General features: G+C 50.0%; 19 protein-coding genes. 6 read left to right on the plus strand and 13 right to left on the minus strand.

From position 1 onward, the window contains the following. Positions 1-17 precede the first annotated feature (17 nt). Entirely contained in the window at positions 18-3,266 is a 3,249-nt protein-coding gene (locus ACYVH9_RS09895; protein WP_460636148.1) for a cyclic nucleotide-binding domain-containing protein, read from the plus strand. Here ACYVH9_RS09895 and ACYVH9_RS09900 read toward each other — a convergent pair. Further along, entirely contained in the window at positions 3,247-3,840 is a 594-nt protein-coding gene (locus ACYVH9_RS09900; RefSeq protein ID WP_460636149.1) for an HD domain-containing protein, read from the minus strand. The two genes, ACYVH9_RS09895 and ACYVH9_RS09900, sit on opposite strands and share 20 nt — an antisense overlap. Positions 3,841-4,208: 368 nt before the next feature. Here ACYVH9_RS09900 and ACYVH9_RS09905 point away from each other — a divergent pair, with 368 nt between their 5' ends. Further along, on the plus strand, positions 4,209-4,457 hold the full coding sequence (locus ACYVH9_RS09905) for a DUF6989 domain-containing protein (protein WP_460636150.1): 249 nt from the start codon (positions 4,209-4,211) through the stop codon (positions 4,455-4,457). Between the two features lie 67 nt (positions 4,458-4,524). Here ACYVH9_RS09905 and ACYVH9_RS09910 read toward each other — a convergent pair whose 3' ends face one another. From ACYVH9_RS09910 to ACYVH9_RS09945, 8 genes are all read right to left on the minus strand, one after another. Then, a complete protein-coding gene (locus ACYVH9_RS09910; RefSeq protein WP_460636151.1) occupies positions 4,525-4,935 on the minus strand; it encodes a hypothetical protein in 411 nt (136 codons plus the stop codon). A gap of 87 nt (positions 4,936-5,022) precedes the next feature. After that, positions 5,023-5,463, minus strand: a complete 441-nt coding sequence (locus ACYVH9_RS09915) for a hypothetical protein (protein ID WP_460636152.1) — start codon at positions 5,461-5,463, stop codon at positions 5,023-5,025. A 44-nt stretch (positions 5,464-5,507) separates the two neighbouring features. Next, positions 5,508-6,068: an RNA polymerase sigma factor gene (locus ACYVH9_RS09920; RefSeq protein WP_460636153.1), complete on the minus strand. Its 561-nt coding sequence runs from the start codon at positions 6,066-6,068 to the stop codon at positions 5,508-5,510. Between the two features lie 93 nt (positions 6,069-6,161). Further along, on the minus strand, positions 6,162-7,118 hold the full coding sequence (locus tag ACYVH9_RS09925; RefSeq protein ID WP_460636154.1) for a transketolase family protein: 957 nt from the start codon (positions 7,116-7,118) through the stop codon (positions 6,162-6,164). Positions 7,119-7,132: 14 nt separating this feature from the next. Then, positions 7,133-7,990, minus strand: a complete 858-nt coding sequence (locus ACYVH9_RS09930) for a transketolase (protein WP_460636155.1) — start codon at positions 7,988-7,990, stop codon at positions 7,133-7,135. A 68-nt stretch (positions 7,991-8,058) separates the two neighbouring features. Continuing rightward, positions 8,059-8,508, minus strand: a complete 450-nt coding sequence (bcp, locus tag ACYVH9_RS09935; protein WP_460636156.1) for a thioredoxin-dependent thiol peroxidase — start codon at positions 8,506-8,508, stop codon at positions 8,059-8,061. A 66-nt stretch (positions 8,509-8,574) separates the two neighbouring features. Then, positions 8,575-10,524, minus strand: coding sequence for a M23 family metallopeptidase (locus ACYVH9_RS09940; RefSeq protein WP_460636157.1), 1,950 nt, complete (start codon positions 10,522-10,524; stop codon positions 8,575-8,577). A 65-nt stretch (positions 10,525-10,589) separates the two neighbouring features. Beyond that, positions 10,590-11,201, minus strand: a complete 612-nt coding sequence (locus ACYVH9_RS09945) for a fumarylacetoacetate hydrolase family protein (protein ID WP_460636158.1) — start codon at positions 11,199-11,201, stop codon at positions 10,590-10,592. Positions 11,202-11,351: 150 nt separating this feature from the next. Here ACYVH9_RS09945 and ACYVH9_RS09950 point away from each other — a divergent pair, with 150 nt between their 5' ends. Further along, on the plus strand, positions 11,352-12,173 hold the full coding sequence (locus tag ACYVH9_RS09950; protein WP_460636159.1) for a M48 family metallopeptidase: 822 nt from the start codon (positions 11,352-11,354) through the stop codon (positions 12,171-12,173). A 78-nt stretch (positions 12,174-12,251) separates the two neighbouring features. On the opposite strand, the gene sucC is transcribed toward ACYVH9_RS09950, so the two are convergent. Next, complete coding sequence (gene sucC, locus ACYVH9_RS09955) at positions 12,252-13,472, minus strand: ADP-forming succinate--CoA ligase subunit beta (protein ID WP_460636160.1); 1,221 nt, start codon at positions 13,470-13,472, stop codon at positions 12,252-12,254. A gap of 264 nt (positions 13,473-13,736) precedes the next feature. Here sucC and ACYVH9_RS09960 point away from each other — a divergent pair, with 264 nt between their 5' ends. Continuing rightward, positions 13,737-14,408: an ABC transporter ATP-binding protein gene (locus tag ACYVH9_RS09960; RefSeq protein ID WP_460636161.1), complete on the plus strand. Its 672-nt coding sequence runs from the start codon at positions 13,737-13,739 to the stop codon at positions 14,406-14,408. A gap of 277 nt (positions 14,409-14,685) precedes the next feature. Here the strand turns inward: ACYVH9_RS09960 and ACYVH9_RS09965 are convergent, their stop codons facing one another. Next, positions 14,686-15,384 (minus strand): peptidase associated/transthyretin-like domain-containing protein, encoded by a 699-nt coding sequence (locus tag ACYVH9_RS09965; protein ID WP_460636162.1) that lies wholly within the window; start codon positions 15,382-15,384, stop codon positions 14,686-14,688. A gap of 175 nt (positions 15,385-15,559) precedes the next feature. On the opposite strand from ACYVH9_RS09965, the gene ACYVH9_RS09970 reads away from it, so the two are divergent. Then, positions 15,560-16,627: a PA0069 family radical SAM protein gene (locus ACYVH9_RS09970; protein WP_460636163.1), complete on the plus strand. Its 1,068-nt coding sequence runs from the start codon at positions 15,560-15,562 to the stop codon at positions 16,625-16,627. A gap of 109 nt (positions 16,628-16,736) precedes the next feature. Further along, positions 16,737-17,600, plus strand: a complete 864-nt coding sequence (locus tag ACYVH9_RS09975; RefSeq protein ID WP_460636164.1) for an alpha/beta fold hydrolase — start codon at positions 16,737-16,739, stop codon at positions 17,598-17,600. A 105-nt stretch (positions 17,601-17,705) separates the two neighbouring features. Here the strand turns inward: ACYVH9_RS09975 and ACYVH9_RS09980 are convergent, their stop codons facing one another. Further along, positions 17,706-19,046 (minus strand): sigma-54-dependent transcriptional regulator, encoded by a 1,341-nt coding sequence (locus tag ACYVH9_RS09980; protein WP_460636165.1) that lies wholly within the window; start codon positions 19,044-19,046, stop codon positions 17,706-17,708. A gap of 32 nt (positions 19,047-19,078) precedes the next feature. After that, the gene (locus ACYVH9_RS09985; RefSeq protein WP_460636166.1) at positions 19,079-19,951 is read right to left on the minus strand and encodes a helix-turn-helix domain-containing protein; all 873 of its coding nucleotides are present in this window, start codon (positions 19,949-19,951) and stop codon (positions 19,079-19,081) included. Positions 19,952-20,186: the final 235 nt, after the last annotated feature.

The following is a 20,186-nucleotide window of genomic DNA, read 5'->3' on the forward strand; positions in this document are numbered from 1 at the left end:
ACCAAGTAGAAAACGGCATGTTGCCAACGCAAAAGTTGTATCGTTCGATTGGTGTTCGCCAGCACGAAATCCGAACAGTCTGGTTATTTTTCTTACATAACTTCTTTCTCGGTATTGGGACCATCCTGGTCTACGTTTCGGCCAATGTCATCCTTCTTGAAAACCACCCCGAAACCAGTTTGCCCATCGCGTACGTAGTGTCGGCGATTGCGATGATGGGGGTGGGAAAGTTATACGCGCATTATGAACATCATTGGGCTTTGCGAACATTGGCGGTTCGGGTGATCTGGGCGGTCATTATTCTGACATTTATCATTGATGTGCTGGTGCTGGCGGGCCATTCAGTCTGGGCGGCTATTGCCATTATGGTGGGTTTCCGGATGATTTACCTGCTGACTAATCTGGAGTTCTGGGGCGTATCGGCGGTGGTGTTCGATGTGCGGCAGAGCAAGCGGTTGTTTAGTGTCATCAGTTCCGGCGACATGCCCGCAAAAGCGCTGGGGGCCATTTTGGCGGCTTTGGTGCACGCGCATACCGATATGTTTTTTCTGCTGCTGGTTGCGTTCGGTTCTTTTCTGGCGGCTATCTACATTCTTCGGCTAACGTATCGGTCCCACGATATTCACACCTCGCACGGCGCGGCACGGGTTCGGCAGCCGGAGCAATCCCGCATTGTCAGGCAACTGTTTGGCAATAGCCGACTGATTACCTGGATGTGCCTGAGTCTGGTGGCGGTAGCCATGATTGCCGCGAGTGTCGAATACGCTTTCTTTATCAACGTCAAATATAAAATACACGCGAGTACGTCCCTGTTGCAGTATGTCAGTACGGTGCTGGCGCTGACGTATCTGGTGGCTATGGTTGTCAAGGTGCTGGTTTCGCGCCCGGCGCTGGACCGGCTCGGAATTCGCCGTTCGTTGCAGCTGCTTCCGTCCACTTCCTTGGTTGCCGTTGTGATTTTCGCGGTGGTCTTTCTTTCGGATGTGGGTGAAGAAACGTGGCTGCTGTATTACTGTGCTCTTTATCTGGGGTTTGAAGTGGTGCGCCGTTCCTTGTTCGATCCGGTTTTTCTGGTCCTTTTTCAGCCATTGACTACGACTCAGCGGTTGCAGGGCCATACGCTCGTCAAAGGTTTTTATGAACCGCTTGGCATGGCACTGGCCGGAATTCTGATTTATGTTTTTCACGCATTCCCCGCCATCAATGAATGGATGCCGTTTGTTTGGATCGGTCTCGGAACGTTGGTGGCTTTTGGGTTGCTAAGCCGGACCTATCGCAATTACCTCCATGAGCTTAAAACGGCCCTCAGCCGACGGTTTCTGGCGACTAACGAGATGGCCGCTCCGGATGAAGTGCTGAAGCTGATTCAGAAAAATCTGCAAAGTGACCGGGTTGAGGAAGTGGTCAATGCCATTAGCTGGCTGAAAACCCATCGCCCGGCAAAACTGGCTGAGGCTGCGAACGGCTTGCTGAAACATGCCGACGTTCAGGTGCGTCGGTTTACCCTGGAATCCCTTCAAGTGCTAAAGATTCCGGTAGAGGCCCGCAGTTTATACGCCCTAGTGATGCAGGAGCCAGACCCGGCCATACGGGAATTAGCCAGCCGATTGTACAGTCATTTGCCGCAGACCGACGTGGCGGTGGTGACCAAACTGCTTCAGCATTCAGATTTGGCCATTCGCAAAGGGGCAATTGGGGGGAGCTGGGATAAACCGGCACTGCACCAATTGGCTGTTTCAAGTTTTGAGGACCTGAGCCGGTCAGGCGACCAGGCCGATCAGTTGGCGGTGCTGGAGAGCATTCGCGAACTGTCTTTGACGCAGTACGGCCCCACCGTGGCGGCTTCGTTGCAAAGCACCGACCCGGTCATTGTCGATGCGGGCATTCAAACGGCGGGTGTTGTGCGCGAAAAGGAGTTAACGCACCAATTGGTTAAACTCCTGGCGGATCGGGTGTACTGGCGGAGGGCGGCCCAAAGCTTAGGCGGGATGCAGGAAACAGCTCTTCCTTTGTTGCAGCAAATGGTGCCTGTAGTAAAAGAACGGTCTCTAATGCGACGAATAGCCGCCGTTTGTGCTAAAATTGATACGGCCGCAAGTCATGCATTGCTCACTTCGCTCGTCAACCAACCTGATTTAACGGTGCGGATGGCGGCTTTGCGGGCTTTGAGTCATTTGAGCGTTCAACCTGCTGACCCCTCAGTTTACCACGCGATCCTGGAAGAGGAGTTGCAATTGGCGCAACGGTTGTTGCATGGTAGTCTGCACAAAAACGACCGCGAACTGCTGGCCTGCCTGGATTACGAAATGGGCTTGTTATTGCAGCGGATTTTCTTCCTGCTCATGCAACTTTACGACCGCGATGTGATTACCAGCGTTCAGAACAGCATCAATCATGCATCGCGGGAGCGCCGGGCCAATGCGCTGGAGATGCTCGATAACATGATACCGCGAGTTGTTTATCAGTGTCTGCAAACGTTGATTGATGATATTTCGGTGCCGGAAAAAGTGCGTCTGATGGATGGACAGGTGGGTACCTTTCACGCGGAAGAACCGTTACTGACCTTTATTCTCCAACAGGGAGAAACCCTGTTTTCGGCCTGGACGCTGAGCGTGGCCCTACGCCGGTGGACGCCCCGTTCGCTGGCCAATACGCGTTTATTAGGTCAGTATGTACACCATTCGATTCAGCTGCTGAGTGAAAGTGCCGACGGTGTTCTGCAACTTGTTCAATCGCAACATCCCGATTGGTACCAGCACCTGCTGTCCGATTATCCTACTATTTCTGGTCAACTTATGAAAGCTGAAGAAGGTCATATTTCCGATTTCGAGCGGGTTATTGTTTTGAAAAGTACCCGTCTGTTTGCCGATACCCCGGAAAATATTCTGAGTACGATTGCACCCATCATGAAAGAAGTGACCTTCCAGGAAGGGCAGACAATCTTCGAAAAGGGCGAAATCGGAACGTGTATGTTCGTCATTTATTCTGGCTCAGTGGATATTTACGACCGAAAAGAACGGCTGGCGCAGTTTGAACGAGGAGATGTATTCGGAGAGTTGGCGCTGCTCGACGCCGAGCCACGGTCTGCTTCGGCCCTGGCGGCATCCGATGTGTTGCTGTTCCGCATCGATCACGAAGATTTTTATGACCTGATGGAAGAACGGGAAGAAGTGTTGCGCAATATCATGCGGATTTTATGCCAGCGCATTCGGCTCCAAAACGAAAAGCTCCAAACCGTAGCTACGGTCAGGCCGGGTAATGGCTGACAATGTCCCTCAGTTTGTTCAGGTGCTGCTGCTTACTGGTTTGTCGTAAGGTTTGGGCGGTGGTCGTCCAGTAATGATGGCTTTCCAGAAAACGTACCTGAATCCGGTTCCAGGCAGCTTCTTCGTTCACCATTTCGCGGGCTTTCAATTCCTGGAAAAGCGTGTGAGCAATGGGTTCAAAATCGGACCGGCCCAGGTAATCCAGGTCCGCATCGCAGAGGATTTGTTCGAGTAAATTGTGCGGATTTTGCGGTATTTTGGTAGCCATGATCATGCCACAAATCCGTTCAATCTGTTCGGTGGTGTAATCAAATTTGGGGAGTGTTTCGTGCGCTACGCGGCACCCTTCCGCTTCATGGCCCTGATACGTGGTGACGAAACCACAATCGTGGTAGAGGGCTGCCGTTCGGAGTAAAATAAGTGCATCCGAATTCGTAACGTTTTCGGCCTGCGCCAGTTGAAAGGCTACGTCAACAACGTCCAGCGTATGATGAATACCGTGGTAAAAAAGGGTAGGAGCGAGGTCACGTTTCAGTTTGGTAAGGATATACTCCTCGGCTTTCCGGAGGTTCATCAGCTGGACTACAACAGGTACATCAATTGTTGTCTGCCAAACGTACTACAAATAGTTTCGGTTGTCAACTGGTGATCTGATCCAGAGAATATTTTTTCATCATTTGTTGGCATTCTCCCATTTTCTTGCTGCTTGAATCGGCAATATACAACCGTATGTGGTTGATTAGCAGTTAGAACAGCCAACGAAGCGGCTCGCCAGGCTGTCAACAACATCATCAAGGGATCGGGTTCCAATGCTTCCTAAGTGTACGCTTTGGGATTTACACGAACCCGTCATCCTACTTTCTTTTCGCTGGTTTGACCAAATGCGTTATCGGAAAGGGCTGAAGTGGCAATCGGCGGCTGGCCTATGGCATCTACTCGCTGATGCTCCTGTTTGCGTGGCTGGATGCGGATAGCTTCCTGCGAAAACTGTTGGTGTTGGGTCTGATTGCGGGCATCGGCGAATTGCTGGCCGATTGGTGGCTGGTGGATACTACCGGGACTCTCGTTTATCCCAATAAGGAGTCAATGCTCATTCGGTCGCCGTTTTACATGCCCTTTGCCTGGGCGGTTGGGAAGATTGAAGCGAAGAACAAAGGTCGGACCGATATGTATTTTGTAGAGGAAAGCTGATCCGGAAAACACAAAGCCCGGGCCATGGGCCGGGCTTGTGGTCATCGTGTAGTATAGCAAAGACTTGTTAATTCGATCGGAGCTGATCCATCAGCATTTTGTTGAACATTCGTTCGGTATTGTGTAACTCCTGAAGCTGTTGGGCCGAAATTACTTTTAAGAACCGCGAGTTATATTCTTTTTCCAGATCAACCAGCTTCTGTTTGAGCTCAACCGATTCATTCAGTTCGTTCATGGGTGTATTACCTCCGGGTTTGTTGGACCGGCGGAGTTGGCGCGAAATATCCCGACGCTTGTCGCTGTATTCGTTATAAACAGGCCAAAATTGGGGAGCCTGTTCGGGAGTCAGATTCAAGCGATTCGTAATCAGGCCAATCTTTGCACTTTCTATTTTTTGGCGATCCTGACTCTGAGCAGCGGCCGGCAGCGTTAGCAGCAGGCCAAAGAACAAAACCAGTATGCGGGTGAACGATTTCATATGAATAAATAAGAATAAATAGTCGGTCATAGTTAAGTAGATTTAGCTTAGCGGTTTAATGGCTAAACCCATAAACTACTCAGATGGTTAGGTCCCGGCGGCTTCTTCTTCAACCATTTGCTGAATGGCCTCTGGCGAAACGTGTAATTCGCGAATTAATCGGGAATCGCTGGGCTTGTCACGCGCATCGAACAGATCAGAATAGTCTTCCAGGTAAATGTCCTGATCCTGAAGGTAATCGATCATGGAAGCGGTACTCACATTACTCAGCAGTTCCGGTTCGAGCGAGTCCTGTTTTTGAGGGTACGTAAACCAGACCAAAGCGGCCACCAAACCCGCCCCGGCCAGCGTCGCTACGGACCGTTGCCACGACCAGCTGATCGTGAAACGGGTGGAACGGCGGGCCGTTTCGGCTTGAATCCGCGACGGTAGGGTGTCAAAATAGCCTTCTGGAGTTGTGAAGGGGACACTTTTCAGCGGATGGTGCCGGTCTAGTTCGTCAAGTCGTATTGGTTTTTTCGTTTCCATTGTCTTATGAGCACAACGGTTTGACAAGCAAGTTGGTACCAGGTTTAATTACTATTCAGATATTCTTCAATTTTTTTAACCGCCAGGTGATACGACGCCTTCAGTGCGCCAACCGACGTGCCCGTAATTTCGGAAATTTCTTCATATTTCATGTCATCGAAATACTTCATGTTGAAGACAAGGCGCTGCTTTTCAGGTAATTTAAGCAACGCTTTCTGCAACTTCAACTGAATTTCCTCGCCTGATGGCTCCGCTCCCGACGTTACAAAATCGGAATTACTTTCAAGCTTTTCCAGTAATTCGCCTTCTACATCACCGATGGGTAGAAAAAACCGTCGGCGTTTTTTATTCAAAAAGTTTAAGCACTCGTTTGTCGCAATCCGGTAAATCCAGGTATACAATTGCGAATCGCCCCGGAAATTCTCCAATGAGTTCCATACTTTGATAAAGGTTTCCTGCGTCAGATCGTCGGCGTCATCGTGGTCGATGACCATTTTCCGGATATGCCAATAAATTTTCTGCTGGTATTGGCGGACCAGCAGATTAAAGGCATAGTTCCGGCTTTGCGGATCACGGTATTTTTGCAGGAGTTCCTCGTCAGTCATTGGGTTGGTTTATGGTTTACGATTTACGGGTTATAGGTTACAGGAAGTGAAATGCGTCAGCCACCGTAAACCGTAACCTATAAACCGTAAACTTTAAACGACACGCGCTTTGGCCCGCAAGGCAGCCTCAACAATTTTTTCTGCGGTTAAACCGTACTTTTTCATCAATTGGTCGGGTGTTCCGCTTTCACCGAAGCTATCGTTAACGCCAACCATTTCGAGCGGAGCCGGGTAGTTGCGGGCCAGTGCCTGTGCCACGCTATCGCCCAAACCGCCATTTAGTTGGTGTTCTTCAGCCGACACGGCGCAACGGGTTTTGCGAACCGACGCCAGAACGGCTTCTTCATCCAACGGTTTGATCGTGTGAATGTTGATAATATCTGCTTCGATACCCTGCTCTGCCAGCATTTCACCGGCTTTGATGGCTTCCCAGACCAGGTGGCCCGTCGCGAAAATGGAAACATCCGGTCCTTCATTCAGAACCAGTGCTTTTCCGATCTCAAACTTTTGATCAGCGGGCGTGAAAATAGGCACCACCGGACGGCCAAACCGCAGGTAAACCGGACCTTCGTACTCCGCGATGGCAATGGTTGCGGCTTTGGTCTGGTTGAAATCACAGGGGTTAATCACGGTCATGTTCGGCAGCATTTTCATCATACCGAGGTCTTCCAGAATCTGGTGCGTGGCCCCATCCTCGCCCAGCGTCAAGCCCGCGTGCGAAGCGCAGATTTTGACATTTTTGTTCGAATAACAAACCGACTGCCGGATTTGGTCGTAGACCCGCCCCGTGGCAAAGTTAGCAAACGATGTGGCAAACGGAATTTTGCCCCCAATGGTCAAGCCGGCCGACACGCCAATCATGTTGGCTTCCGAAATACCGCACTGGATGTAACGCTCCGGAAATTCCTTTATAAAGCCTTCCAGTTTGAGGGAGCCAGCCAGGTCGGCAGTCAGGGCTACCACGTTCGGGTTGGTGCGACCCAGCTCAAGGATTCCCGCGCCAAAACCGGAGCGGGTGTCTTTCTTTTCGGTGTATGTATATTTTTTCATGGTACGTTCAAGGATCAGTAATCAGACATTCCCGCCGTAATGGGCAATTGATTCAGGGCAACGGCGAGTTGTTCGTCGTTCGGTGCAACGCCGTGCCATTTGTGACTTCCCATCATGTAATCAACGCCGAAGCCCATTTCAGTTTTCATCAGGATGAGCGTTGGTACTTCTGCATCGGTTTTCGACTCGTGCAAGGTTTTGATGATGTCGCTCATGTCATTACCATGCATTTCGGTGACGTTCCAGCCGAAGGCGCGGTATTTCGCGCCCAGATCGCGGTTGTTCATCACCAGATTGGTCGGGCCATCGATCTGCTGCCCGTTGAAGTCGATGATAGCCGTCAGGTTGCCGAGTTTGTGGTGGGGCGCAAAGGAGGCCGCTTCCCAAATCTGGCCTTCCTGCTGTTCGCCGTCGCCCATCAGCACATATACATGTTTGTCGTCGCCGTTCAGTCGCTTGGCAAACGCAGCTCCGCAGGCAACGGATAAGCCCTGACCCAGCGAACCCGAAGCGACACGAATGCCGGGAAGGTGTTCGGCTGTGGCCGGGTGTCCCTGCAGGCGGCTATCGATTTTCCGGAAGGTAGCCAGCTCCGAAACCGGGAAGTAACCCGTCCGGGCCAGAACACTGTAAAAAACGGGTGAGATGTGGCCGTTCGACAGAAAGAAAACATCTTCATCGCGGGCATCCATATCGAAAATAACCTGCCCTTCTTCATCACGCTTTAGCCGCATAACGTCGAAATAGAGGGCAACCAAAAGGTCCGTACAGCCTAGTGAACCGCCGGGGTGGCCGGAATTGACGGCGTGAACCATCCGGACAATATCACGCCGGACCTGCGTAGCAATGTGTTGTAATTCTTGGATTTCCATGTCAAGACAAAGGAGTTGAGACAAGAGAAATGGGATAATTCTGTACGCTCTTGTCTATGATCTTACTTCTATTTCAAAATCTGTTCCGCGTGGTTTTCGGTATTTACTTTCGTAATCATTTCGGTAATGGTACCGGTTTCATCCAGCACGAAAGTAGTCCGAACAATGCCCATGAATTTGCGGCCATACATGGATTTCTCCTGCCAGACGCCGTAAGCTTCCACAATGGTATGATCCGTATCAGCCAGCAACGCAAAGGGCAGGTTGTATTTTTTGATAAACTTCTGGTGCGATTTCTCGTCATCGACACTTACGCCGAGCACTTCATAGCCTGCTTTTTGCAGGTGTTCATAATTATCGCGCAGGCTACAGGCTTCGGCGGTACAACCGGGCGTGTCATCTTTGGGGTAAAAATACAGAACGACTTTTTTGCCCCGAAAATCCGATAGCCGGACCGGATTACCGTTCTGGTCGCGGGTTTCGAAGTCTGGAGCTACGTCGCCAACTTGAAGAGCCATACTAATTGAGGTTTAACGCTTTCGGTGGGCAAATAACGGTAAAAAAAGCGGATTGCCCACGAAACCTTAGTTTTCGTTGTCCGGATCGGTTTCCAAATCGGTAACCATTGGCCGGGGAGCGGGTGGAAGGGTAGCCCTGACGGTCGCCCAGTTACCGGCCCGATCTTTTACTTCCAACACCACCGACCCCTCAAACGGTTTCAGAGGATCGAGTTTATCCGACCAGATCAATGCCCGTTTATAATCATACTGCATCAGAATCCATTCGCCGTTGACCATCGCCCGAACCGTGTCGAGGCCCGATAAATCATCTTTAACCGTTGCGACCAGCGCCTGGTGATCTTTCCGCACAAATTTAACCGTTGGCGGGTTTACATCTGTGAGTAGTTGGAACGTGCCGAGTTGGCGGGTGCGGAACTGGAAATGGTTGTCTTTCCAGAAGCCCCCCACGTAATAGCGTCGTGCCCCATTGATCAGGTACATCTGGGTTCTGGCGGGGTTGGCAACGGGAGCTGCGGGTACGAAATCGATTTCGATATTATCTTTTAACGGAATGGTGCCCTGGTTGATGGATACACGGTTGCCTATCGTTGAAACTGCTAGATGCAAGGTGTCGTACAGACTTTCGGGAGCGAACGAAACCGTAACGGAAGCGTCTTTGTAGGCATCAGATTTGCCGGGCAGGATTCGGGTTTTGAAATGCAAGGGAAGAACAGTTGAACCAATTTGCACCGAGTCGGGCAGCTGTTCCTGTAGATCAACAATGTAATACGCTTCATTGGCCCGCACATAACTGGCTGCCAAATCTTCAGTTTCATCGTCGAAAAACAGGCGAGCGGTTGGCGCTGTGGCGGAGGGAAAGTTGCGGGCCCGGATGATGAGCGTGTTTTCTTCAACGGAGCTGAAAATAGCCGTTGGTAATTTGCTGGGTACGAGCTTACCCGCTACCGGCGTATCGGACTCGGGCAGGATCGTAAACCGTAAGTGGGTTGTGTGCTGGAAACAGTCGTACAGCGTGATGGTTACTTCGTGCGGTTTTCCGTCGAAAAGCGGCAGTTTACCCCGTTTATTGTCGTATCGGTACAGATTTAAGGTATTGCCATCGGCCAGGTAACACCGGTGAAACCGTTGGCCTGTCAACTGCTCAATGCCGTAATTCATGTGCAGGTTGATCAGCCGGGTTTCTTCGTTCGGGAAGTTGTTCATGTTGTACGCAAACACTTCCTGATCGTCCAGCTGGATTTCAATGCAGGTCAAACCGTTTTTGAACGGTGATCCGCTGGTTCGGTCGTGGGCGAGGATTTCCAGGCCGATGAGGCCATTGGCAGTAATGGGTTGTGTCAGGACGTAATCGCCGTTGGGGCGCCGGACCGGTGCAAGCGCCAGCCGACCGGCCTGTCCGTTCACACGGGATGCGGGCGTGAGCGGTTGCAGAGCAATGCGCTCAAAAATTGGGGCGAGATTGTCTTCAATTTCCTGAAAACCAAACAGTAAAGGGTTGAGTAAGTTGTTTTTGTCGTCGCGAACTTCAAAGTGAAGGTGCGGGCCACCCGATCCTCCGGTATTGCCCGACAACGCGACAATTTGTCCCTTCTTTACCGGAAACTGGTTCGGTGCCGGGCGGAGATCAATTTCAAATGTTTGCTTTTTGTATTGCTCAGCCCGCAGGTAATTGCCCAGCGTATCGTTCAGGGTTTTCAGGTGCCCATACACCGTGGTGAGCCCGTTAGGATGCTTGATAAAGATAACATTTCCGTAGCCTCCGGTAAAAACCGCAATGCGCGACACATACCCATCAGCGGCAGCGTACACATCCAATCCTTCGCGTTGCGCGGTTCGGATGTCAATGCCAGCGTGGAAATGGTTGGGGCGCAAATCGCCCAGGCCACCCGAAAGTGAATTAGCTTCGCCGGGCATAATTGGAAACAAAAGATAGCCGGGCTGAACAGCTTTCAAAATTGTATTGTCCGGTTTTTGCGCCCAGACGGCTACATGAACAAGCCAAAGCAAGCTCATTCCAAAGGCACGAAGTCGTTTATTTCTCACCATTCTTACCATAATCCCACTCCCTGAACCGTTGCTTATTTTACGTCAAACTCCAGCATTTTCCGGTCTTCGATGTATGCCGTCAGGCGATCTCCGACCTGCACAGGACCGACGCCCTTAGGGGTTCCGGTAAACAGAATGTCGCCCTGAAGAAGCAGAAAATAGTTTGAAACAAACGAAATCAGGTAATCGATCTGGAACAACATCATGGACGTATTTCCGGCCTGCCGGGTTTCTCCGTTAACGTCGAGCCGGAAATTGAGATTGCGTAAATCCGGAAAATCCGATTTGGGAATAAAGGGAGACATGGGCGCCGAACCGTTGAAACCTTTGGCTAAGTCCCAGGGTAAACCTTTGGCTTTGAGCTTCGATTGCAGGTCCCGGGCCGTGAAATCAACGCCCACGCCGATCTCGTCGTAATACCGATGGGCGAACTTTTGGTCAATGTTTTTACCGGTTCGGCTGATGCGCACGATGAGTTCGACCTCATGGTGAACGTCGGTGGAAAAATCGGGGTAGAAAAACGGATCGCCGGGTCGCAGAATGGCCGTTTCAGGTTTCGTGAAAATAACCGGGTCGTCGGGTTGTTCGTTGTTCAGTTCCTTAATATGCTCGGCGTAGTTGCGCCCGACGGCAATGATTTTCATGCGACTTAAACTTTTTCTTTCGTCGCAAATCTAAACAGGAAAGACGGCTCAACCACAAGCTTGTTAAAAAATTTGAACAAACGGGGGCTTTCAACAGTCTCTTGTAGGTAGTTTTAGCGTCTGAAACTTAAAACACAACTATATCATACTATGAAAAGAGCGATGATGGCCATGATGATGATTGGCCTTGTTATTGCCTGTCAGAAAGTGCCGATCAGCGGCCGCAACCAACTGGTATTAATTCCAAGTTCACAAATGCTGCCCTTGAGTTTTACGAATTATAAAGAAGTACTGGATACCAGCAGGGTGGTTCGATCTGGGGCACAGGAAGATATGATCAAGCGGGTAGGGTCCCGTATTCAAAAAGCGGTCGAATCGTATATGGCCGCCAACAACCTCAGCTCCCGTCTGAACGGTTTTCAGTGGGAATTCAACCTGATCGAGAGTCCGCAGGTGAATGCCTGGTGTATGCCGGGGGGGAAGGTGGCCTTTTATACGGGTATTCTGCCGTACACCCAAAACGAAGCGGGCGTTGCAACGGTCATGGGGCATGAGGTATCGCACGCCATTGCTGAGCACGGCAACGAACGGATGAGCGAAGGCTTGCTGGCCAATGGATTGATGCAGGGCGGGCAACTCGTTTTGGGCTCACTGTCGCAAAACCAGCGGAGCCAGACCAATGCGTTGCTGTTGCAGGCCGTTGGAGCCGGGCTGCCGGTTGCCTATCAGGTGGGCCGGGCGTTACCGCACAGCCGCTCGCAGGAGTCAGAGGCCGATAAACTGGGCTTAATTTTTATGGCGATGGCGGGTTACAATCCGCAGGAAGCGGTTAACTTCTGGGGCCGGATGGCTAAAGCCGGATCCGGGCAGAAACCACCAGAGTTCTTGTCAACGCACCCATCCGATGAGCGCCGGATTCGGGATTTGCAGAAACAGATGCCGGATGCGATGAAATACTATCAACGGAGATAACGGAAGGGAAGTTATTACAACGCGAAGAGGCCGAAAGAATATTTCCTTCGGCCTCTTCGCGTTGTAAGTCTACGTTTCTTATTGTACTCCTTCCAGTACCTGTTTCACGCGTTCAGCAGCATCTTTCAACTGAACGGCTGAGTAAACTTTCAGGCCGGATTCGTCGATAATACGCGCACCTTCTTCGGCGTTGGTACCCTGGAGACGGACAATAATCGGAATTTTGATGTCGCCAATTGCTTTGTAAGCTTCCACAACCCCGGTAGCCACACGGTCTCCACGAACGATTCCCCCGAAGATGTTGATCAGAATCGCTTTCACGTTCGGGTCTTTCAGAATAATCCGGAAACCGGCTTCAACGGTTTTCGCGTTGGCACCACCCCCCACGTCCAGGAAGTTGGCAGGCTCACCACCCGACAGTTTGATGATATCCATCGTGGCCATGGCCAGACCTGCCCCGTTCACCATACAACCGACGTTGCCGTCCAGTTTGACGTAGTTCAGGTCATTGGCGGTAGCTTCTACTTCGAGCGGATCTTCTTCTGTGATGTCGCGGAGGTTTTTCAGGTCCGGATGGCGATACAGGGCATTGTCGTCCAGATTGACTTTGGCATCCACGGCCAGAATCTTATTGTCGGATGTTTTTAAAACCGGGTTGATTTCAAACATGGATGAATCCGTTTCGACGTACGCTTTGTACAGCGCCCCGATGAATTTCACCATTTCTTTGAAAGCCTCACCTTCCAAGCCCAGCGCAAAAGCAATGTTGCGGACCTGAAAAGCCTGTAAACCAATGGTCGGGTCAACCCATTCTTTTACGATCTTTTCCGGTGTGTGCTCAGCAACCTCCTCAATGTCCATACCACCTTCGGTGCTGGCCATGATAACATTGCAGGATTTGGCGCGGTCGAGCAGAATTCCGATGTAATATTCTTTGGGTTCGGAAGCGCCGGGGTAGTAAACATCCTGGGCCACCAGTACTTTGTTCACTTTCTTCCCTTCGGGGCCGGTCTGGTGGGTTACCAGCACATTGCCAATGATATTCTTGGAAATTTCCCGTACATCATCAACTGACTTGGCTAATTGAACCCCGCGTTGTTCCGAGCCCTGGATTTTTCCTTTTCCACGACCTCCGGCGTGAATCTGCGACTTGATCACGACAAACTTGGAATTGGTTTGCGCCATGATCTGCTTGGCGGCTTCAACGGCTTTTTCGGGTGATTCGGCTACGATGCCTTCCTGAACCCGGACACCGTAGTTTTTTAATATCTCTTTGCCCTGGTACTCGTGAATGTTCATATTGAGCGAAACAAGGAATGGTGAAAAAAAGACTATTTTCGCGGTAAAGATAGGTTAACGAAATGTAGTGTAACAACTTCTTTCGCTTTTAATCTTCAGCAACGGGGTCGATTGGTAGTCAAACCGTCGTTGTACCTTGTCCTGGCCGGTTACTTCAAAGCGCTGAAATCCGGCTTATTTATTCATTCGTTGATTCTGGTGTGCTGGCGGCCACAGGGCTGAGCACGGACCAGAATCACCAAGCTCAACCCGATTCGTAATTGTATGGAACCCCTGCTGAAAGCCGTTGATTTGACCCGTTCGCATGGCGAATTGCCTGTTTTAAAAGGAATTAATTTAAGTATTCAAGCGGGCGAGATCGTTTCCATTGTGGGCGCATCCGGAGCCGGAAAGAGTACCTTGTTGCACATTTTAGGAACGCTTGACCGGCCTGATTCCGGTCAGGTTACGTTGGCCGGGCAGAATATATTTGGCCTGAATGAGAAGGAGTTGGCCCGGTTTCGGAATGAAAAAATAGGATTCGTTTTTCAGTTTCACAATTTGCTGGCGGAATTTACGGCGCTTGAAAATGTCTGTTTGCCAGGCTTTATCGCGGGGAATGAAGAAAAAAAGGTGCGCGCCAGGGCAACCGAATTATTAAATATTTTAGGAATAGGTGACCGCAAGGATCATTTGCCATCTCAATTATCAGGAGGGGAGCAACAGCGAACCGCGGTGGCGAGGGCATTGATCAATTCTCCCGCTATCATTTTTGCGGATGAACCAAGTGGAAATCTGGATTCACACAATGCTGAGGAACTCCATCAGCTCTTTTTTCGGTTACGTAATGAGTTGGGGCAAACATTTGTCATTGTAACCCATAATGATTTACTGGCTACTATGGCCGACCGGAGACTTACAATTCGGGATGGTCAGATAATGCATGATAGTAACTAAGTAGTTGTACTTACTAAGTTGTCTAATTTTTGGTTTATTTTTTGTTGCCTAATAGATTGATAGATAGTTGTTTATTTAGTATTTATTCGATTCAACAAAAAATTTTTCCTCATTTAGGTTTTACGTAATTATTTATATGATATATTTGCATTGAAAAGAAAAGTTTTTCATAACGTTGAGTAAATCAGAAAGCCATGAGGGAAATCCCGCATGGCTTTTTTGTTTTTGGTAAGTAATACCACTTATGAGTTGGTCGAGGAAGAAATCGGGTTGCGCATTATCTTTTATACGCTTTCAGGTGTTGCAGAATGGCAAAAGTGAGCTCATATTCGCTGGCCTGCAGGATGGACATATCATCAAACTGGCAAAACTCTCTAAATTTACTCAGTTCTTCGCCCTTTAGATCCGTAGCTCTACCGGCAACTAGCTCAAAACGATAAGAAGCTAGTTTACGTCGACGATCTTCCTGCATCAGAACCAGGGCTTTTCGGTCGGATTTAGCCCGTCGGCTAAAGGCTTCATATAATAAGGTGATCACCGATCCGGAAGCGGCCCGGTCCAACACCTGCTCGGCACTGACTCCCCGTTTGGCTTCTGGTTCGCTCAAGAGTGCTTCCAGCTCCCGTTTTAGTTCGGCTTCCTGTTTTCCGCGAACGGTCACCTCTTCCAGATTAATCACATTATCAGCCAGTTCTCGCTTCATCCGCATGACCGGCTGTTGGGTTGAACCGTCCCAAAGAAACGCTTTCCGTCCGTGCGTTGGGCTGGTGACAACAATGGAGTCGCCGGGTTTGACTTGCAAATAGTAATTTCCAATCTGATTGGTGCGGCCAACTGCCAACGAGCGCTTATTAATCACGCTGGCATTACCAACGCCCTGATTGGTCTCCTGATCCAGCACTTTGCCGATGATGTATTTCGGCGTTTGCGACCAGGCGGTGAAAGATAGAAAGAAGAGGATGAACAAAAATCTCATAATCAGCCGCAAGTTCGCTATAAACGCATAGGTTGACAATGTAAGGACCTGATTTAAGAAAAATTAACACCGCCTTTGTTGGATCGACAGGTCAGTCAATAACAATACTGTAATATACTTGTGTTATATATGGCAAATATATATTATTGCGCTATAATTGTTATGATATAACGGTATGAAACACGACTATCTGCGAGGACGCGGAGCTCAGTTCAACGCCCATAACCGGTTTCAGGCTTTGCAAATAGAACCGGACGCTGAACAAAATGTTCCTGATGAGGATTTCCCGGAGCTCACCATTCGCACCCGGTTTTATCAGGATGACTCAAAACAGATTGTCAGTCGGCCGAATAGCCCGGATATCGGCTTCATTGCTTCTGTAAACCCGTACATGGGCTGTGAGCACGGCTGCATTTACTGCTACGCGCGCAATTCTCATGAATACTGGGGGTATTCGGCTGGGCTGGATTTCGAACGCAAAATTATGGTCAAGAAAAAAGCCCCGGAGTTGCTGGAAAAGGAATTTCTTTCAAAAAACTATCAGCCGGAAGTGATTCACCTGTCTGGAAATACGGATTGCTATCAACCGGCCGAACGGCATTTTGGATTGACCCGCCGAATTCTGGAATTGTGCCTTCTGTATCGTAATCCGGTCAGTATTATTACCAAAAATGCACTCGTCCTGCGTGATAAGGATATCTTACAGCAACTGGCGGCCCAAAATTTGGTCATGGTTCTCATTACGATAACGTCGCTGGACGAAAATCTGCGGCAAGTCATGGAGCCGCGTACGGTGACGGCCCGGCGTCGGTTGCAGGTCATTCGCGAGTTGTCCGCAGCTGGTGTGCCAGTGGGCGTGATGACGGCCCCGATTATTCCTGGTCTGACGGATCAGGAAATTCCAAAACTGGTGGAAGCCGCAGCATTGCACGGAGCAGTTTGGGCTGGTTACACCATTGTGCGGTTGAATGGCGCTATTGGTCCGTTGTTTGAAGACTGGATTCGTAAAAATTACCCGGATCGGGCTGATAAAGTGCTGAATCAAATTCAGGATTGTCACGGCGGGCAACTGAGCGACTCCCGGTTCGGTACACGGATGTCGGGGGAAGGCAAATTGGCCGAACAAATCCGGCAGTTTCACCATCTGGCGGTTAAAAAATACATGCCTGACGGTCGGTTGCCCAAGCTGGATACCAGCCGTTTTTTGCGGAAACGCCAGCTGGGGCTTTTTGATTCTTTTTGAAACGGCGGCCACTGTCTCCAACGTTGGCGCTCTATTAAATTTTTCAGAAATTAAAACCGTTGATTGAAAGGAGCCGTTAGTATAAGACACCATTTTAATTAACAACGTTATGAGTTACATTCAAGCTGGGACTGCAGCCAATGGCGAACCAGTCAATCTGTTCTATCAGGATTGGGGAACGGGAAATCCCGTGGTATTGATTCATGGCTGGCCTTTGAGCCATGAAATGTGGGAGTATCAGATGACGGAGCTGCCCAAACATGGATTGCGTTGCATTGCCTATGATCGCCGGGGATTCGGTAAGTCGTCGAAACCCTGGGACGGATACGATTACGATACATTAGCTGAAGACCTGAAAGCCGTTCTGGACGAGCTGGATCTGAATAATGTTACCCTAGTTGGTTTCTCGATGGGTGGTGGTGAAGTCGTACGGTATTTGAGCCGATATGGATCAGACCGGGTGTCAAAAATCGTTTTGGTTGGCGCAGTGACCCCTTTTTTACTGAAAACCGATGACAATCCGGATGGGGTTGATCAGTCAGTCTTTGACGAGATGCTGGAGCAGATTCAGGCTGATCGCGCCGATTTTCTGGCAACGTTCGGTAAACAATTTTACGGGGTTAGTCTGCTAAGCCACCCGGTGAGCGATTCGCACCTGAAACGGGATCAAATGCTGGCGCTGCTGGGTTCACCCCAAGCAACGATTGAGTGCGCAAAAGCATTTTCCGGCACGGATTTCCGGGCTGATCTGACTGCCATTACGGTGCCAACCCTGATCATCCACGGTGATTCGGATCAGACGGTACCGTTTGAATCATCGGGTCAGAAAACGCACGCCCTGATTCCGCAGTCGCAATTGCTGGTATATGAAGGAGAGCCCCACGGTTTGTTTTTCACGCAGAAAGATCAACTGAACGACGACTTGCTGTCGTTCATCTCGTCGAACAGCCCCGTGACAGCAACGGCCTATTAATGATTAAGTGAAGAGTACGGAGTGAAGAGGTAAGAATTTGCTTTTCCGGATAATTGTATTCTGACGGGGCCGATTCTTCACGCTTCACTCTTATTTTTTTAACTTCTAGCTGATCTGGTATTCAGTGATTTTGCGGTACAAGGTCGTTAGGCCGATGTTGAGAAGCCGCGCGGCTTCGGTCTTGTTGCCACCGGTATGGTGAAGAACGTGCCGAATGTGGTTTTCTTCAATTTGAGCCAGATCGTATACCGGACCATTCGAATTCGTCCGATCAGCGTACAACAGGTCGTAGGGAAGCAGGTTTGGCGTCAATTCCGGACCGTCGGTCAGGATTACGGCCCGCTCAATGACGTTTTTCAATTCCCGAATATTACCCTTCCAGTGATGTTGGCGAAGGTGTTGCGCAAATTCCGGGCTGATTTTCAAATCCCGTTTCCCGATCTTCAAGGCGCTTTGGTGGGTAAATTGCTCCGCCAGGGCTAAGATATCATCCCGCCGGTCTCGAAGTGCGGGCAAATCAATACGAAAAACCGAAAGCCGGTAGTATAAATCCAGGCGAAAATGACCGGCAGTAGCTTCCTGCTCCAGATCGCGGTTGGTGGCGGCCACAACGCGTACATCCACTTTGGTGGGTTTGGTATCGCCGACGCGCAGAAATTCCTGGGTTTCGAGCACGCGCAGGAGCTTAGCTTGCAGATCGAGTGCCATTTCGCCAATTTCATCCAGAAAAATCGTGCCTTTGTGGGCTTCTTCAAACAAGCCTTTTTTGTCTCGAGCGGCTCCCGTAAAGGCCCCCGCCCGGTGGCCGAACAGCTCGCTTTCCAGAATTTCCTTGCCCAAAGCACTGCAATTGATGGCAACGAAAGAGGCTGCGTGTCGGGCACTGGCCTGGTGAATAGCCTGGGCAAATACTTCTTTTCCCGTACCGGTTTCGCCGGTTAATAGCACCGTAGTGTCGGTAGTGGCTACTTTTTTCGCTAAATCAACGGCCTGTTTAATCGCTTTTGATGGGCCGATAATGTTCTCAAAACCGTAACGCTGGCTGACTTTTCGCTCCAGCTGCCGAATACGAAACTGGAGTTGAGCTTTATCGATGGCCCGGCTGACGAGCGGGATAATGCGGTCGTTGTCATCGCCCTTGGTAATGTAATCGAACGCACCGTTTTTGATGGCCGTTACGCCATCGGCGATGGTACCAAAAGCCGTCAGAACAATGATCTCAGTTGCCGGATAAAGTTGTTTAATCTGAGTAGAGAGCTCAATGCCGTTTTTGTCGGGCAACTTCACGTCGCTGATCACCAGATGAACCTCATCGTTTTCCAGCACCCGAAGGCCGTTGCGGGCGTTGTTGGCTTCGAGAACCCGGTACCCTTCAAGGCTGAGAAGACGGGCTAACAATTGACGAAGGCGGTCTTCGTCGTCGATGATCAGGATGGAGCCTTGCATGAACGCAAAGATAGCAAAACCCGGGGGATGCCTTATACGGCCCGGACGTTTCGCACGTATTCGGACGGAGTTTGTCCGGTAATACCTTTAAACTGCCGGTTGAAATTGGAAAGTGTTCGGTAACCGCTCTCGTAGCTTACCTGCGTCACACTTAATTTGCCTTCCATCAGCAACTTACAGGAGTGGCCTATGCGGATTTCCGAGACAAACTCCGAAAACGTTTTATTGGCCCGCGTCTTGAAATACCGGCAAAACGCTGGGGGTGTCATTCCCGCCAGGTCGGCAACGGTCTCCAGGCTGATGTCGTCGTGGAAATGCCCGAGTACATAATCGTGCACCTGTTGCATCCGGTCAGTTTCCGATGGCTTGACGGTGTTGGTATACCCTAAACTGGTGATAAATTGGTGGTCAGTAGCGTGTGAAAGGTCGTTGAGCAATTGCAAAAAAGTCAGGACCCGGCTGAAATTGACGGGGTGAGACGACAGGTCACGCAGCACTTGCCGGGCCATGCTGCGGGTGGGGCCGCTCCATTCCAGACCCCGCCGGGCGTGTTGAAGCAATTGCTGAATGAGTTTCATTTCCGGCTTATCAAAGAAGTGATCGCCCAGAAAATCCTCCGAAAAATACACGACAATACCCCGCGTGATCAGGTTGGAATTACGCTGAAAAAATGGCTGGTCACTGCGCCAGAGGTGGGGAAGGTTTGGGCCTAAAAAAACCAGATCCCCCTCTGTGAACGGTTTGATGGAGTCGCCGATAAAACGGGTGCCCGTTCCTTCTTCGACCAGAAATAATTGGTAATGCGGATGAAAATGCCAGTTTGGATCAAAGTGCGCTTCAACAAGCTCTTTAACAATAAACGAAGAAGCGACAGGCTCGAGGTCTTTTCGCAAAGCGTTCCGCATGATATTGCTTTCTTTTGCTGTTTTTTACAAATTTATCAAACTTTTTTGGTTAAAATACAATCGGTATTTGACAAGAAAAGCCGAGACGTATCGGCAATTGTTCGTTACATTTGTGGTAATTGTTTGAGAATAAATAGGAATAAGCCGTAGTTGCTTCGTTGTCTGAACGCTTTTTTCTCTCAAACCAGGTAGTTTCTATTCGTTCAACTCTGACTGTAGGCCGATCCTATATCGG

This window comes from Larkinella harenae (genome assembly GCF_054780515.1).

What these genes read in the sequence shown, in the direction of transcription:
- ACYVH9_RS09895 (WP_460636148.1), top strand. Translation starts at nt 18, where the DNA reads ATGTTGCCAACGCAAAAGTTGTATCGTTCGATTGGTGTTCGCCAGCAC.
- ACYVH9_RS09900 (WP_460636149.1), bottom strand. Translation starts at nt 3,840, where the DNA reads ATGAACCTCCGGAAAGCCGAGGAGTATATCCTTACCAAACTGAAACGT.
- ACYVH9_RS09905 (WP_460636150.1), top strand. Translation starts at nt 4,209, where the DNA reads ATGCTCCTGTTTGCGTGGCTGGATGCGGATAGCTTCCTGCGAAAACTG.
- ACYVH9_RS09910 (WP_460636151.1), bottom strand. Translation starts at nt 4,935, where the DNA reads ATGAAATCGTTCACCCGCATACTGGTTTTGTTCTTTGGCCTGCTGCTA.
- ACYVH9_RS09915 (WP_460636152.1), bottom strand. Translation starts at nt 5,463, where the DNA reads ATGGAAACGAAAAAACCAATACGACTTGACGAACTAGACCGGCACCAT.
- ACYVH9_RS09920 (WP_460636153.1), bottom strand. Translation starts at nt 6,068, where the DNA reads ATGACTGACGAGGAACTCCTGCAAAAATACCGTGATCCGCAAAGCCGG.
- ACYVH9_RS09925 (WP_460636154.1), bottom strand. Translation starts at nt 7,118, where the DNA reads ATGAAAAAATATACATACACCGAAAAGAAAGACACCCGCTCCGGTTTT.
- ACYVH9_RS09930 (WP_460636155.1), bottom strand. Translation starts at nt 7,990, where the DNA reads ATGGAAATCCAAGAATTACAACACATTGCTACGCAGGTCCGGCGTGAT.
- bcp (WP_460636156.1), bottom strand. Translation starts at nt 8,508, where the DNA reads ATGGCTCTTCAAGTTGGCGACGTAGCTCCAGACTTCGAAACCCGCGAC.
- ACYVH9_RS09940 (WP_460636157.1), bottom strand. Translation starts at nt 10,524, where the DNA reads ATGAGCTTGCTTTGGCTTGTTCATGTAGCCGTCTGGGCGCAAAAACCG.
- ACYVH9_RS09945 (WP_460636158.1), bottom strand. Translation starts at nt 11,201, where the DNA reads ATGAAAATCATTGCCGTCGGGCGCAACTACGCCGAGCATATTAAGGAA.
- ACYVH9_RS09950 (WP_460636159.1), top strand. Translation starts at nt 11,352, where the DNA reads ATGAAAAGAGCGATGATGGCCATGATGATGATTGGCCTTGTTATTGCC.
- sucC (WP_460636160.1), bottom strand. Translation starts at nt 13,472, where the DNA reads ATGAACATTCACGAGTACCAGGGCAAAGAGATATTAAAAAACTACGGT.
- ACYVH9_RS09960 (WP_460636161.1), top strand. Translation starts at nt 13,737, where the DNA reads ATGGAACCCCTGCTGAAAGCCGTTGATTTGACCCGTTCGCATGGCGAA.
- ACYVH9_RS09965 (WP_460636162.1), bottom strand. Translation starts at nt 15,384, where the DNA reads ATGAGATTTTTGTTCATCCTCTTCTTTCTATCTTTCACCGCCTGGTCG.
- ACYVH9_RS09970 (WP_460636163.1), top strand. Translation starts at nt 15,560, where the DNA reads ATGAAACACGACTATCTGCGAGGACGCGGAGCTCAGTTCAACGCCCAT.
- ACYVH9_RS09975 (WP_460636164.1), top strand. Translation starts at nt 16,737, where the DNA reads ATGAGTTACATTCAAGCTGGGACTGCAGCCAATGGCGAACCAGTCAAT.
- ACYVH9_RS09980 (WP_460636165.1), bottom strand. Translation starts at nt 19,046, where the DNA reads ATGCAAGGCTCCATCCTGATCATCGACGACGAAGACCGCCTTCGTCAA.
- ACYVH9_RS09985 (WP_460636166.1), bottom strand. Translation starts at nt 19,951, where the DNA reads ATGCGGAACGCTTTGCGAAAAGACCTCGAGCCTGTCGCTTCTTCGTTT.